The 13179-nt window shown below is 63.2% G+C and carries 14 protein-coding genes and 1 pseudogene; 5 read left to right on the top strand and 10 right to left on the bottom strand.

What is annotated here, in order from left to right:
• The first annotated feature begins 23 nt into the window (after positions 1-23).
• Complete coding sequence (locus NKJ18_RS00415) at positions 24-974, top strand: S1C family serine protease (RefSeq protein ID WP_023705829.1); 951 nt, start codon at positions 24-26, stop codon at positions 972-974.
• Positions 975-978: 4 nt separating this feature from the next.
• Here the strand turns inward: NKJ18_RS00415 and NKJ18_RS00420 are convergent, their stop codons facing one another.
• Both NKJ18_RS00420 and NKJ18_RS00425 read right to left on the bottom strand, forming a co-directional pair.
• Positions 979-1890, bottom strand: coding sequence for an arginase family protein (locus tag NKJ18_RS00420; RefSeq protein WP_023705830.1), 912 nt, complete (start codon positions 1888-1890; stop codon positions 979-981).
• A gap of 94 nt (positions 1891-1984) precedes the next feature.
• Positions 1985-2410, bottom strand: a complete 426-nt coding sequence (locus tag NKJ18_RS00425; protein ID WP_023705831.1) for a VOC family protein — start codon at positions 2408-2410, stop codon at positions 1985-1987.
• A 66-nt stretch (positions 2411-2476) separates the two neighbouring features.
• On the opposite strand from NKJ18_RS00425, the gene NKJ18_RS00430 reads away from it, so the two are divergent.
• Positions 2477-3103: a TetR/AcrR family transcriptional regulator gene (locus NKJ18_RS00430; RefSeq protein ID WP_023672456.1), complete on the top strand. Its 627-nt coding sequence runs from the start codon at positions 2477-2479 to the stop codon at positions 3101-3103.
• Here the strand turns inward: NKJ18_RS00430 and NKJ18_RS00435 are convergent.
• Positions 3036-3992, bottom strand: a complete 957-nt coding sequence (locus NKJ18_RS00435; protein ID WP_023727447.1) for a LysR family transcriptional regulator — start codon at positions 3990-3992, stop codon at positions 3036-3038. The two genes, NKJ18_RS00430 and NKJ18_RS00435, sit on opposite strands and share 68 nt — an antisense overlap.
• A 109-nt stretch (positions 3993-4101) precedes the next feature.
• On the opposite strand from NKJ18_RS00435, the gene NKJ18_RS00440 reads away from it, so the two are divergent.
• Positions 4102-4737, top strand: coding sequence for an FMN-dependent NADH-azoreductase (locus NKJ18_RS00440; RefSeq protein WP_352657340.1), 636 nt, complete (start codon positions 4102-4104; stop codon positions 4735-4737).
• A 409-nt stretch (positions 4738-5146) separates the two neighbouring features.
• Positions 5147-5533, top strand: a complete 387-nt coding sequence (locus tag NKJ18_RS00445) for a hypothetical protein (protein WP_081732396.1) — start codon at positions 5147-5149, stop codon at positions 5531-5533.
• A 47-nt stretch (positions 5534-5580) separates the two neighbouring features.
• Here NKJ18_RS00445 and greA read toward each other — a convergent pair.
• From greA to NKJ18_RS00460, 3 genes and pseudogenes are all read right to left on the bottom strand, one after another.
• Positions 5581-6061, bottom strand: a pseudogene (gene greA / locus NKJ18_RS00450) (transcription elongation factor GreA).
• A 101-nt stretch (positions 6062-6162) separates the two neighbouring features.
• Positions 6163-6459, bottom strand: a complete 297-nt coding sequence (locus tag NKJ18_RS00455) for an HlyU family transcriptional regulator (RefSeq protein ID WP_023691516.1) — start codon at positions 6457-6459, stop codon at positions 6163-6165.
• 101 nt (positions 6460-6560) lie between these two features.
• The gene (locus NKJ18_RS00460) at positions 6561-7229 is read right to left on the bottom strand and encodes a PadR family transcriptional regulator (protein WP_352757621.1); all 669 of its coding nucleotides are present in this window, start codon (positions 7227-7229) and stop codon (positions 6561-6563) included.
• A 272-nt stretch (positions 7230-7501) separates the two neighbouring features.
• Here NKJ18_RS00460 and NKJ18_RS00465 point away from each other — a divergent pair, with 272 nt between their 5' ends.
• Positions 7502-7759 (top strand): DUF2798 domain-containing protein, encoded by a 258-nt coding sequence (locus NKJ18_RS00465; protein ID WP_023672449.1) that lies wholly within the window; start codon positions 7502-7504, stop codon positions 7757-7759.
• Positions 7760-7804: 45 nt separating this feature from the next.
• Here NKJ18_RS00465 and NKJ18_RS00470 read toward each other — a convergent pair whose 3' ends face one another.
• The 4 genes from NKJ18_RS00470 to dnaG form a co-directional block, all read right to left on the bottom strand.
• The gene (locus NKJ18_RS00470; RefSeq protein ID WP_352757623.1) at positions 7805-8185 is read right to left on the bottom strand and encodes a thiol-disulfide oxidoreductase DCC family protein; all 381 of its coding nucleotides are present in this window, start codon (positions 8183-8185) and stop codon (positions 7805-7807) included.
• Between the two features lie 69 nt (positions 8186-8254).
• Positions 8255-8548: a GYD domain-containing protein gene (locus NKJ18_RS00475; protein ID WP_023733294.1), complete on the bottom strand. Its 294-nt coding sequence runs from the start codon at positions 8546-8548 to the stop codon at positions 8255-8257.
• A 190-nt stretch (positions 8549-8738) separates the two neighbouring features.
• Positions 8739-10763, bottom strand: coding sequence for an RNA polymerase sigma factor RpoD (gene rpoD, locus NKJ18_RS00480; RefSeq protein ID WP_023672446.1), 2025 nt, complete (start codon positions 10761-10763; stop codon positions 8739-8741).
• A 400-nt stretch (positions 10764-11163) separates the two neighbouring features.
• Positions 11164-13104 carry a DNA primase gene (dnaG, locus tag NKJ18_RS00485; protein WP_352757625.1) on the bottom strand — a complete coding sequence of 647 codons (1941 nt, stop codon included), beginning with the start codon at positions 13102-13104 and terminating at the stop codon, positions 11164-11166.
• Positions 13105-13179: the final 75 nt, after the last annotated feature.

The following is a 13179-nucleotide window of genomic DNA, read 5'->3' on the forward strand; positions in this document are numbered from 1 at the left end:
CCTGAAAACACGGAGCCCCGCCAATGGCCCTCGCCGCCCACAAATTCGAGACCGACGACACACTGCTCGACGCCTATTCGACGACAGTCGCCGACGCCGTCGACCGCATCGGCCCAGCCGTCTGCCGCATCGAGCGCGTCGGTGGCCAAGGTGGCCATGGCTCCGGCTTCGTCATCACCCCGGACGGGCTGGTCGTTACGAATTTCCATGTCGTTGGCGATGCCAAAACGGTGCGCGTCTCTATGCCCGACGGCGCCTCCAGCGAAGGCCGCGTGCTAGGCCGCGACCCTGACACCGACATCGCGCTGGTGCGCGCCGATGGCAGCTTCACCGAAGTCGCGCCGCTCGGCGATTCCAAGCGGCTGCGGCGCGGCCAGATCGCCATTGCCATCGGCAATCCGCTCGGCTTCGAATGGACCGTAACGTCAGGCGTGGTCTCCGCACTTGGCCGTTCGATGCGCGCCTCGACCGGGCGGCTGATCGACGATGTCGTCCAGACCGATGCCGCGCTCAATCCCGGCAATTCCGGCGGACCGCTGGTGTCGTCGGCAGGCGAAGTCATCGGCGTCAACACCGCCATGATCCACGGCGCGCAAGGCATCGCCTTCGCGGTCGCTTCCAACACCGCCAACTTCGTCATTTCGGAGATCATCCGCTTCGGCCGCGTGCGGCGCGCCTTCATCGGCATCTCGGCCGACACCACCAGTTTGCCGCGCCGCGCAGCGCTCCTGTCGCAGGTGACCACCAGTACTGCGGTGCGGCTGCGCAGCGTCGAGAAAGACGGACCCGCGGCGAAGGCCGGCCTCAGGGAAGGCGACATCATCGCGGCGATAGACGGTCGCCCGGTCACCGGCGTCGACGACCTCGTGCGCATGCTCGACGCCGAACGCATCGGCCGCGAGACGCTATGCACAGTGGTGCGCCGCACCGGCGTCAGCCAGGTGACGGTGACGCCGGTAGCAAGGGCGAGCTGAGCCTTTATCGAGGCTTGAGCACCCGCCCGAGCAGCGACACCAGCAGTCGCGCAAGGTCACCGGTCGGGTCGAGGTCGGGATCGTAGATCGTCATGTCCAAGCCGGTGCAGCGCTGGTCCGCTGCCAGCGCCGACAGAATGGCAACGAGTTCATCGGGGTCGATGCCGGGGCTGCCGGGCGAATCCACCGCCGGCATCACCGTCTGGTCGAGCACATCGACATCGAGATGCAGCCAGTAGGGACAGCCGGCGCGCGCCAGCGTCGCTCTTGTCTTTTGCAACACTCCAGCCGCGCCGAGTTCCTGCGCGGCAAAGACGTCGATGCGCGTCACGGCGGTCGCATTGATGTCGGGCCAGGCAAAATCGGCATCGCGGCTCTCGCGTTCGCCGATCTGAACCACCGCATCGTCGGTGACGAGCGGACCGACAACACCTGGCCATTGCGCCAGCAAAGCCTCGCCGCGTCCGGTGGCAAGTGCCAGATCCATGCCGGCAACCGAGCCGAGTGAGGCATTGACATCGTAGTTGCCGGGATGGCGGAAATCGCTGTGGCCATCGAAATGGATCAGGGCGACTGCGCCCGAGCGCCGCGCGGCGACCAGTGCGCCAAGCAGGATCGAGCAGTCGCCGCCGATGATCAGCGGGAACTCGCCTTGCCCAAGCGCACCGGTGACGATCTCGGCAAGATCGAGGTTGAAGCGGCGGATCGCCGGACCATTACGCAGCCTAGTGCCCGGTTGCGGTTCGGTACTGTAGGCGGGTCTGTCGAGATCGACCACCCGCCCCGGCGCCAGCGACTCGATCAAACCAGCTTCGCTCAGCGCCTGCGGCGCACGCCAGGTGCCGGGCACATGGCCCGGCTCCAAGGGCCGAAGGCCGAGATTGGATGGCGCACGAACAAGGCAGATGTCACGCATGCGGCAGGCCCAGCTTCAACATCACCAACATAGACCGCATGGTGCGGGTCCGGCCACAGCGGCCGGAGCCGCTGCCGACATTTGCTGCCATCGTTCAGGCGCCCGCCGCGCCCGCCGCGAATTGCGCCTGAAATTCCGGGCTGAGCGGGATCGGCTTGATGACGTCGATCAGCACGCCATTGGGATCCCTGGTGATGAAATGGCGCTGGCCGAAGGGTTCGTCGCGCAGCGGGCACAGGATCGGCAGGCCGGCCGCAACGATCCGTTCATAGACAGCATCAGGATCCCTCACCTCGAAATTGATCAGCAGCCCCGATGTGCGGCCGCGCCCCCCCTCGGGGATCGTCTCGTGGTCGCCCTGGACGATACCGAGATTGACCCGGCGATCCTCGGCAGACTGCAGATGCACATACCAGTCGCTCGCAAACAGCGGCTTGAAGCGGAAGTGATTGATATAGAAGGCTTTTGTGCCGGCTACGTCGCCCGTCATCAGCACCGGATAATAGCTCGTCGTCTTCATCTTTCTTTCTCCCGTCAGCCAACATACAGTTTGCATGTAATTCGAAATAACATACAGGCTGCATGTATGCAACGAGAAACCCCGCGCCGCTCCAACCGCGACCGCACCGAAGCGACGCGCGCCGACCTGATCGCCGCGGCGCGCAAACTGTTCATCGAAAAGTCCTATGCCGAGACCGGCACGCCGGAGATCGTTGCGGCCGCCGGCGTCACCCGCGGCGCGCTCTATCACCACTTTGCCGACAAGCAGGCGCTGTTTGCCGCCGTGGTCGAGCAGGAGGCGGCGGCGGTGGCGCAAGAGATCGAGCGCGCCTCGCCGCCTTCTTTGTTTGCCCGCAATGCGCTGATTGCCGGCTCGGACGCCTATCTCGCCGCCATGCGCGCGCCCGGCCGCACGCGGCTTTTGCTGCTCGACGGGCCGGCCGTGCTTGGCCGCGCCGCCATGGATGCGATCGACAATCGCCACGGCAACCGGTCGCTGCGCGAAGGCCTGGTTGCGGCGATGCGCGAACAGTCGATGACCAGACTGCCTGCCGATGCGCTGACCGCTTTGCTCGCCGCCGCCTTCGACCGCGCAGCACTTGCCGTCGAGGCCGGCGCCTCGGCCGAAGACTATCGCGCCGTGCTCATGGCTCTGATCGATGGGCTGTCTCCGGCTCATCCTCAGGCAGGTCGTCCGGGTCGAACTCGTTGAAGCAGCCGAGCTGGCGTTTGAACTGGTCGATCAGCCAGGCCGCCGCCGGTTTCGGGCTGCGGTCGGCGCGGTGCATGGCATAGAGCGATGAGCGCACCTCGCTAAAGGGTTCAAGGTCGAGTTCGACCAGCCTGCCGCTGGCCAAATCGTCCGCGATCAGCCAGCGCGGCAACCCGCCCCAGCCCAGCCCCTCGCGCATCAACGTATGCTTGATACGCACATCTGTCAGCCGCCATGTACGATAGGCAAAGACGCCGAAGTCGCGTCCCTTGGTGCGTTCCGACTGGTCGCTGACAACCAGCTGGGTGTGCTCTCGCGCATCCTCGAGCGCCACCGGTTTCGGCAGCAGTGCCAGAGGGTGGGTGGGGGCGGCAGCCAGCACGATCGACATGAAGCCGATGCGCACGAGATGCACGTCGACCTCGCCCAGCAAGCCACCGATGCCAAGATCCGACTGTCCGCTGACGACATGGTCGGGGATCAGACCGAGCGTGCCGATATGGAGTCGCATCATCACGGTCGGGAACTGCGCCTCGAATGCCTTCAGCACGCGCACCAGCACTGGCGAGGGCAGCGCCGCGTCAACCGATAGCGCAACTTCAGCCTCCAGCCCCTGATGGTGACCGTCGGCACGCGAACGGATGCGCTGCAGCATGCCGACCATGCGCCGGGCGTCCTCCAGCATCGCCCGGCCGATTTCGGTCAGCTGCGGCTCGCGCGTGCCCTCGCGCTCGAACAGTTTCAGGCCAAGCTGCGCCTCAAGATTGGCGATGCCGTAGCTGATGACGGACTGCGCTCGGTTAAGCTTGCGGCCGGCGGCTGAGAAGCTGCCGGTGTCGGCGACCGCAACCAGGATCTGCAATTGGTCGAGCGTCGGATTGGGCTGCACGGCATACCTACTTTATCGATGGATCATATAGATAATATACCAGTTTTTTGAATGGATCGGTAGGCCCATATCAGGCGGGAGAAATCAATTCCCACTGGAGAGAACCGCTATGTCTATCCTGCTTGTAACCTCGAGCCCGCGCGGCGCTGCCTCGCACTCGACCCGTATCGCTACCGAATTCGCTGAAAAGCTCGTCGCCGCCGACCCGTCGAATACGCTCGTCGTACGCGACCTCGTGGCCAACCCGCTGCCACATATCGACACCGATTATGCGACCGGCATCTACACCCCCGTTGAAGCCCGCACGCCGCGCCAGGCCGAAGTCGTCGGCGTCTCCGACATCGTGCTTGAAGAACTGTTCGCAGCCGACACCGTGATCCTGGCCACCGGCTTCATCAACTTCAACATCTCCTCGACCCTGAAGTCCTGGGTCGATCACATCTCCCGCTCCGGCAAGAGCTTCTCTTATGGCGAGGGTGGTCCCAAGGGCCTCGTCACCGGCAAGAAGGTCTATATCGTACTCGCCTCGGGCGGCATCTATTCCGAAGGTGCGGCCGTGCAGTTCGATCACGCCATCCCCTATCTGCGCGGCGTGCTCGGCTTCCTCGGCATGACCGACGTCGACGTCATCCGCATCGAAGGCGTCGGCATGGGCCCTGATGCCGTCACCGCCGCACTTGCCAAGGCGACCGCCAAGGTCGATGCCGTGGTGGCCAAGACCGCGAGCGCGCAAATCGCCGCGTAACCACACCCCGTCATTCGCATTGAAAGGCAGGCGCTTCGGCGCCTGCCTTCTTGCTGTCCGGGGCCGAGAGCAGGGTCCACCGGCAGATGGCGTGGTGTTCGTGGCGGGGTTTTCGATGGCTGCCAACTATTCTTGCCCGTCCATCAGCTGGCCCTCATAGGCTTGGAGCCCCCGGCATCGCCATCGGATTTGCCGTTGGTCCACGGCCAATCTGTTTTTGCACCGACGGATCGGGCTAAACTCGTGCATCCCTGTCAAAACAGAGAGGCAACTTATGGCCGAATGTCGGAGTGGAGGAGGGAACAACGGAATTGTCGCAAGCGCTGTTGCCGACGACGATCCGCGTCTCGCGTTCATCTATCAGGAGGCGGTGAGAGGTCTCACTCAACAGCAGACGCTTGTGGAGAACATGAGCACCCGCGCCGGCAGCCTTGTCTTTGCCACCGCATTTGCCAACTCGCTACTCGGCGGTGCGGCGCTTTCCAACGGGCTTGGGCTTTGGGATTGGACCGCAGTGGCCCTGTTGTTCGGCATCGGCGGGCTGATCGTCTTCATGCTTTGGCCCTATCACCAATATACATTCCGCTTCGATCCGGAAGATCTGCTTGATCAATATGTCGACGGCGACAGGCCGACGACAATGTCGGCCATGCGCCGCGCGCTTGCCCTTCGGATCAAGGCGGACATGGCCGGCAACTGGCGAATTATCCAGCGGCTCCGGCTGGCGTTGCAGATTGCGCTGGTTTTTCTGCTGCTCGACATCCTGGCTTGGCTTTTGGCAATTGCGGGCATCTGATCACGTCTCAAGGTGCACCGGCCTCGGTCGCGCATCATACCTGCGTCCTAGGAAATGGACAGGATCTCAAGTTCGCGCGGCCCTAGCTGGACAAAGTCGCCAACGGTTTCCGGTCAGCGCGATGGCAACCGGCGAACCATGCGATATGGAAGCTTCAGACGGGTTGGCCTCATCCTCTCCGACGATGCGGAAGGTCTGAGTGCGGCCATCATCACGCTTGAAGGTAACGGTGTGCCCGAAGGCGATCGCCTCATTGGAGGTGGGCACCGGCATAAGCTGAGCCGTACGCACGCGCTCGGCATAGTAACGCATATCTCGAACCGGAACCGCTGACTGGCGTCGCCGCTCATTGACATCTTCCAGCACGCTAGCGGCCTCGAGAGCTTGCTGGGCGCGAGCCAATTCAACCTGCAGCATCTTGAGGCCCGCTTCCGTGACAAGGTTGATCCGATCGGAGATAGGGCGAGCCGGCAGGATGGTTTCCGATGCAGCCTCGGCGCTTTCCTCCTTGGCAAATGCTACGCTCAATTGTCGGGACTTTCTGCTTGCGGCCCACTGCCGCTATTCGAGATTCTGGCGACGAATGACCGGCGCAAAACCTACGTTCGGCGCCTCGACCAGTTCGGCCCTTACCCGAACATCCTCTCGCCTTGCTCGTCGACCAACTGCATGCCCTTCTTGATCGAGATGTCGACGGCGTCGTCCAGTCCGGCAAAGCGATCGGCGCGGATGAATTTGTGTTCCTTCATCACGCCGTCGACTTCCTTCGAAACCACGCCGCAGGTCTGGTATTGGCCCCCCTCCGCCTTGTAGGGCGTGGCGCTGATCAAAAATCCCTTGTGCTCAACCTGCTTTGCCGGTGCTGCGCTCTTGGGCTCGCCCGCCTCACCGCCGCCACCACCGAAAAGACGTTTCAGAAAAGACATGGGGCTTCCTCCAACGGCAATCATCCTGCACCACGTCTCGCGGTGCAGGATGATTTTCAGTACCGTTCCTCAGTCGAACGGGCAAGGGTTCTCGCCCGGGGTCAACCGCGCGATAGCGCTTCCAGGGCTTCAGCGGCGGCTTCCAGGACTGCAATCGCCTCGGCCTGCTTTTCAGCCGGCGCGTCGACGAGATCGCCGAGCGCGGCACGCAGCCGGTGGCGCACGGCGCGGAACTCGTCGCGGGCTTCCGAGCGACCACCACGCCGTCCGCCTTCCTCGCCGTCGTCGTTCCAGCCGAACCAGTCCCGCGCTTTCGCCATCTTGCGGCCGAAGCGCTCGAGATGCTCGAGCACGCCGTCGATCATCTCGCGGTTCTCGGCGAGATGCGCCTGCCCCGCCTCGGTGATCGAAAACACCTTCTTGTTGCCGTCGGCGGCTGAAGCCGCATAGCCGGCCTCTTCCAGGAAGGTCAGCGTCGGATAGACGACGCCCGGGCTCGGGCTGTAGATGCCGCTGGTGCGCTCCTCCAGCGCCTTGATGATGTCGTAGCCGTGGCGCGGCGCCTCGGCCAGCAATGACAGCGTGATCAGCTTGAGATCGCCGTCGGCCAGCATGCGTCCGGCGCGAAACATGTCGCCAGGGCCGCCGCGTCCACCGCCACGTCCGCCGTGGCCGAACGGCCCGAAGCCGCCCCCTCTTCCACCAAATTTGCCTGCCATGTGCAGGAATGCGCGCTCGGCGCGCTCGCCAAAGGGATGATGTCTGTGCATGAATTGCTCCTTGAGTTATATCTTACGATACATCTTAATTAGGCTTGCCCCGCCGATGAGTCAAGATATATCTTACGATGTATCTAAAGACGGCGCCAGAAGGTTGATTTCGCCGCCGCCGGCAGCTAGAAAGCGCGTGAGGGCCAAAACCTCTCCGTAAGCGTCTGACGTCAAGCAACGCGTCCACCCCGGTCTTTCCGGGCAGTTCCGCCGGAAACCCGGCGCAATGGATGCCAAATGCGACGGACCGGATGTTTCAGGAAAATCCAAAAATGACCACGACCCGTAAGCGCGGCAAGCTGCCGGCGCGCTATGCCGCGATCGTCAGTCCGCTGGTGCTGTCGCTGCTGATGACCTTCATCGTCTCGTTCATATCGACGCTGAAAAGCCTTGGACTGCAACCTGATTTGCCGGCTGTCTGGCTCACTGCCTGGGGCCTGTCCTGGCTGGTAGCGTTCCCAACGTTGCTCATGGTGCTGCCGGCGGTGCGCCGCATTGTCGGCTGGCTTTGCGAGCCGGCGTCCCGGTAACGCCCATGACGGTAAGGCCCGCAGATATCTTCGGGCCTTGCCTCGCTACCAGCGGCCCTTGCGCCGGTTCCAGGCATAGAGAAGATCGGCGAAACGATCATAGGCCACGCGTGTCAGCGGCAGCGCGACCGGATTGCCGAAGAGCGTCGCCAGCCAGCCCTCGCCCGGCGTCGCCCGCCAGACGGCAACCGCGACATCGGCCCCGACCAGCAGCCTGCCTTCGGCATCGGTGGCATGCAGCCGGCGGCGTATGTCCTCCAGCGAGGCGCTGTAGCCAGAGAGCGCCGCCGGTTCGAGGTTGATGTCGCGGAATTCGATCCGCCCGGCCTTGATCGCCTCGATCAGCCGCCGTTTCTGCCGGGTGATGCCGCCATCGCAAACCGGGCAGCGTGTGTTGTACCAGACGGTCAGCGCAGGCTTGGACATGGCGCGACTATCACCCTGACGGCACGGCCCCGCAATATGACGCCGAGCCGCACGGACCCACGCCCAGCGCTATCCAAGCGAGGCGACGATCTCGCGATAGGCAAATTCCGGGAAAGCCTTGAGCGTTCGCGTCTTGACGCTGCCGCCCGTTGCCAGCATCAGGGCGAAACGAGCAAGCACAGCGTCGTCGGGCGCCTCGATAATCGCCACCATGTCATATTCGCCCATAGTCAGGTAAAACGCCTTGAACGAGCCGCCCATGTCGGCCAGTTGCTTCTTGGCGGCATCGAGCCGCTTCGGCGACTCTCGGATATTTCTGGCGCCCTGTTCCGTCCAGTTCATCAGCAGGATGTAGGTTGTCATCACACACCTCCCTCCGGCGCCACGGAGCACGGCTGAGGACATCAGCCGGGGCGGACATCCGGTTTTTCGCCCAGAACATGCATCCGACCAGGCAAGTATCCTCCCGACGGAGATGGGCGACAAGAGCCTTCACCCGGCAACAAAAAGGGCGCCGTCGGCGCCCTTTTCGAATGCTGGTCTGTTGCCGGTATCAGCTGTCGAGGAAGCTCCTCAGCTTGCGGCTCCGGCTCGGGTGCTTGAGCTTGCGCAGCGCCTTGGCTTCGATCTGGCGGATACGTTCGCGGGTGACCGAAAACTGCTGGCCGACTTCTTCCAGCGTGTGGTCGGTGTTCATGCCGATGCCGAAGCGCATGCGCAGCACCCGCTCCTCGCGCGGCGTCAGCGAGGCCAGAACGCGCGTGGTGGTCTCGCGCAGATTGGCTTGGATCGCCGCATCGATCGGCAGGATCGCCATCTTGTCCTCGATGAAATCGCCCAGATGCGAATCCTCTTCGTCACCCACAGGGGTTTCGAGCGAGATCGGCTCCTTGGCGATCTTCAAGACCTTGCGCACTTTTTCGAGCGGCATTGCGAGCTTTTCTGCCAGTTCCTCCGGCGTCGGCTCGCGGCCGATTTCGTGCAGCATCTGGCGCGACGTGCGCACGATCTTGTTGATCGTCTCGATCATGTGCACCGGAATGCGGATGGTGCGCGCCTGGTCCGCGATCGAACGCGTGATCGCCTGCCGGATCCACCATGTCGCGTAGGTCGAGAACTTGTAGCCGCGGCGGTATTCGAATTTGTCGACCGCCTTCATCAGGCCGATATTGCCTTCCTGGATCAGGTCAAGGAACTGCAGGCCGCGATTGGTGTATTTCTTGGCGATGGAGATGACGAGGCGCAGATTGGCCTCGACCATTTCCTTCTTGGCGATCGCGGCTTCGCGCTCGCCCTTCTGCACCTGGTTGACGATCTTGCGGAATTCCAGGATCGAGATCGCCGTCTCGGTGGCGAGGTTCTGGATTTCCGAACGCAGATCCTTGATCGCGTCCTTCTCGTTCTTGGTGAATTCCTTCCAACCGCGCGAGGTCAGGTTGCCGATCGAGCGCGTCCAGTTCGGGTCGAGCTCGGATCCCTGATATTCCTTGAGGAACTCCTCGCGGCGCACGCCATAGCTTTCGGCCAGGCGCAGCAGCTTGCCTTCGTTCTGCACCAGGCGCTTGTTGATGTCGTAAAGCTGCTCGACCAGCGCCTCGATGCGCGCCGTGTTGAGCGACAGCGACTTCACCGCCTTGATCAGCTGGTCCTTCAGCTCCTTCAGGCGGCGGTCCTGGCTGGGCGACAGCGTGCCCGTCGCGGCCAGACGGTTTTCGACCTGCTGGTCCTGCAGCTTGCGCAGCTTCTTGTAGGTGTCGGCGATGACGTCGAGCGTCTCCATCACCTGCGGGCGCAATTCCGCTTCCATCGCCGCCAGCGACAGGCTCGCCTCGTCCTCGTCTTCCTCGTCGTCATCGACCAGGCCGCGCGTGTCGGCGCCGACATTGGTGATGTCGTCTTCCTCGTCGCGTCCACGCCTCGGCTTGTCCTCGGCCTTGGGCGCCTCCTCGATGCGCTCGACCACCGGCGCCTGCTTGGCTTCGGGGCCGGCATAGGTGGCTTCGAGGTCGATGATCTCGCGCAGCAGGATCTTGGATTCGTTGAGCTCGTCACGCCAGATGATGATGGCCTGGAAGGTCAGCGGGCTTTCGCAGAGGCCCGCGATCATCGTTTCGCGGCCGGCCTCGATGCGCTTGGCGATCGCGATTTCGCCCTCGCGCGACAGGAGCTCGACCGAGCCCATCTCGCGCAGATACATGCGCACCGGGTCATCGGTGCGGTCGGTCGGCTCTTTCTTGGTGGTCGTGGCCGCGACGGCGGTGCCGGTCTGCTCGGCCAGTTCGTTGGCATCTTCCTCGGCGTCGGCATTGCTGTCGGCGGCCTCGGGCTCCTCGCTCTGATCGTCGTCCTCGACCACGTTGATGCCCATGTCGGACAGCATCGCATTGATGTCTTCGATGCGATCCGGATCGGTCTCTTCCGACGGCAGAACCGCGTTCAGTTCGTCGAGAGTCACATAGCCGCGCTTCTTGGCGGCCTTGATCATCTTCTTGACAGCATCATCGGAAAGGTCGAGCAGAGGCCCATCGGTTGCGCCTTCACGTTCGGTCTCGACCTCTTCCTTTTCCTTTGTCGCCATAGTCTTTATCTTCTCCTAGCGGCCGAGCATCGAAGCCGCGTAGCTGCCGCACCGGTCAAACTACATGCGCTGGTGGCGCTTAACCGGGCTGGTAACCGAATCAACTCTTTTGTTTGTTCATATCGTGCCCCCAAAACCGGTTTTCACTTTTGGGCGATATGCATTAAGTCCAGATTAACCCTGATATCTGTGGCAGGCTGACAGCCTGTCCAGTGATCAGCACCTCGCGTCAGTGCATTTCCATCGACGCCGGCGCGGGTTAAGGTTTCGAATCGTCCTGATTCCGTCATTCTGCCAGAAGGTCAAGCGCCTCTCGCATGATTCGCATCAAAAAAGCGAATCAATTACCCGACTTAGAGGCGTCGATTCGACGCGCAGCACGTACAACATTCATTTCGACCTAGACGCGCCCACCCCTGCCCGAGGACACACCGAAGCCTTCGATCAGCGCTTCCGTTGCTTGTACATCACGGAATTGCGCCTGGATCTCGATGAGGTGCCGGTAGTTTTCGTCAGTGGGATCGCTGGCGAGCGCTGCTTCCGCCTGTTTCAGCTCCTTATGTAAGGTGCGCGCGCTGCGCTGCAAGTGCAGCGCCTGGTTGAAGGCGCCGCGGGCATCGTCAAGCGCTGTGGTTTCCAACGCCGGCCATTGCCTGGTCCGTTGGATCAGCGCCACGGCGCGCGCCCAGATATCGCTGCAGCCGGCACGTTCGATGGTGGCGATCACTGCGCTACGGTCATTGGCCATGTCATGCGCCATCGCATCGAGGATGGCGGCGTGCAGCCGCTGCAGATCGGTGTTGGCGAGATCGAGGAACTCGACATGGGCGAAGTTCTCGTCGATCAGCGCCGGATGGTTGACGAGAGCTACGATGATCGTCGCCTCGCGCACCGACATCATCTCGCCACCGCGCTTGACCATGGCGGAGCGGCCGAGGCTTTCAGTGATCGCGGCGCGCGCGCCTGCCCCGCTGCCTTTGGCGAACTGTCCGCCGGGTGCGGGCGTTTTGCCCTGCCCCGGTTTCCAGTCCTGGCGACCTTGCCGCACTTCGCGCTGGGCGCTGAAGAAGGTCAGCTCCCGCTCGCGCATCCACTGCTGGTAGTGGTAGCGCTGGCTCTCATCGCGGATGCGGCTGGTCAGTTCGCGCAGCGTCTTTGTCAGCCCCGCCCGCCGCTCCGGCGTGTCGAAGACGCCACCGGATGTCTCACGCATCCACAACAAATCAGCGAGAGGCCGCGCTTCCGCCAGCACGGCACGAAACGCGTCCGGCCCTTCTGCCTTGACCAGATCGTCGGGATCCTTGCCCTCCGGCAACAGCGCAAAGCGCACCGACCGCCCGGCCTGCACCGACGGCAGCGCGAGATCCGCGGCGCGCCACGCCGCCTTCAGCCCGGCCTGGTCGCCGTCGAAGCACAGCATCGGCTCAGGCGCCATGCGCCACAGAAGTTCGAGCTGGTTTTCGGTGAGCGCGGTGCCGAGCGGCGCCACGGCATTCTCGAAGCCGGCCTGCGCCAGCGCAATCACGTCCATATAGCCTTCGACGGCAATCACCGTGCCGCCTTTCGCCAGCGCTTTGCGGGCGCGGGCGAAATTGTAGAGCACGTTGCCCTTGTGGAAGAGCTCCGTGTCGGGCGAATTCATGTATTTGGCCAGCGCATCGGGTGCCAGTGCGCGGCCGCCAAAGGCGATGATCTTGCCGCGCGAATCCGGGATCGGGAACATGATGCGATCGCGGAACCAGTCATAGGAGACCGGGATGTCGTCGCCATGACGCACCAGCCCGCAGGCCTCGATGTCGGCCTTGGGCACACCCTTGGCGGCAAGATGTTCCTTCAGCGCATTGCGGCTGTCGGGCGCAAAGCCCAGCCGGAACGATTGCTGCGTCGCCGGCGTCAGCCCGCGATCCCTGAGATAGGCGCGGGCTTTTGCACCCTCCGGTCCTTGCAGCCGCTCCTGGAAGAAGGCAGTCGCCATCTCCATGACATCAGTCAGGCTGGCGCGTTCCTTCTCACGCTGTTCTTCCCGCTCGTCGCGCACCGGCATCGGCACGCCGGCCATGTCGGCGATCTTCTCGACCGCTTCGGGAAAGCTTAATCCGTCGAGCTCGGTCAGGAACTTGAAATGATCGCCCGACACCGAACAGCCGAAACAGTGATAGCGGCCCTTCTTGTCCTCGCAGTGGAAGGAGGGGCTCTTTTCGCCATGGAACGGACAACAGGCCCAATAGTCGCCGCGCGAGGCGTTGGTCTTCTTCCTGTCCCATGCGACGCGCTGGCCGATGACCGATGAAATCGGCACACGGTCGCGTATCTCATCGAGAAAGGCGGGCGGAAAGCGCATTGGGGAACTCGTTTGTCCCTCATATAATCATGCGCGCGGAATCCGACGACCCTTATTGCGGACCATACCCGGTTT

This window comes from Mesorhizobium sp. M0217 (assembly GCF_040321955.1).
Lineage (GTDB): Bacteria > Pseudomonadota > Alphaproteobacteria > Rhizobiales > Rhizobiaceae > Mesorhizobium.

Coding starts and splice junctions, on each gene's coding strand:
- NKJ18_RS00420 (WP_023705830.1), bottom strand. CDS start 1,890: ATGCGTGACATCTGCCTTGTTCGTGCGCCATCCAATCTCGGCCTTCGG.
- rpoD (WP_023672446.1), bottom strand. CDS start 10,763: ATGGCGACAAAGGAAAAGGAAGAGGTCGAGACCGAACGTGAAGGCGCA.
- NKJ18_RS00430 (WP_023672456.1), top strand. CDS start 2,477: ATGCAACGAGAAACCCCGCGCCGCTCCAACCGCGACCGCACCGAAGCG.
- NKJ18_RS00470 (WP_352757623.1), bottom strand. CDS start 8,185: ATGTCCAAGCCTGCGCTGACCGTCTGGTACAACACACGCTGCCCGGTT.
- NKJ18_RS00465 (WP_023672449.1), top strand. CDS start 7,502: ATGACCACGACCCGTAAGCGCGGCAAGCTGCCGGCGCGCTATGCCGCG.
- NKJ18_RS00425 (WP_023705831.1), bottom strand. CDS start 2,410: ATGAAGACGACGAGCTATTATCCGGTGCTGATGACGGGCGACGTAGCC.
- NKJ18_RS00460 (WP_352757621.1), bottom strand. CDS start 7,229: ATGCACAGACATCATCCCTTTGGCGAGCGCGCCGAGCGCGCATTCCTG.
- NKJ18_RS00455 (WP_023691516.1), bottom strand. CDS start 6,459: ATGTCTTTTCTGAAACGTCTTTTCGGTGGTGGCGGCGGTGAGGCGGGC.
- NKJ18_RS00415 (WP_023705829.1), top strand. CDS start 24: ATGGCCCTCGCCGCCCACAAATTCGAGACCGACGACACACTGCTCGAC.
- dnaG (WP_352757625.1), bottom strand. CDS start 13,104: ATGCGCTTTCCGCCCGCCTTTCTCGATGAGATACGCGACCGTGTGCCG.
- NKJ18_RS00475 (WP_023733294.1), bottom strand. CDS start 8,548: ATGACAACCTACATCCTGCTGATGAACTGGACGGAACAGGGCGCCAGA.
- NKJ18_RS00445 (WP_081732396.1), top strand. CDS start 5,147: ATGAGCACCCGCGCCGGCAGCCTTGTCTTTGCCACCGCATTTGCCAAC.
- NKJ18_RS00440 (WP_352657340.1), top strand. CDS start 4,102: ATGTCTATCCTGCTTGTAACCTCGAGCCCGCGCGGCGCTGCCTCGCAC.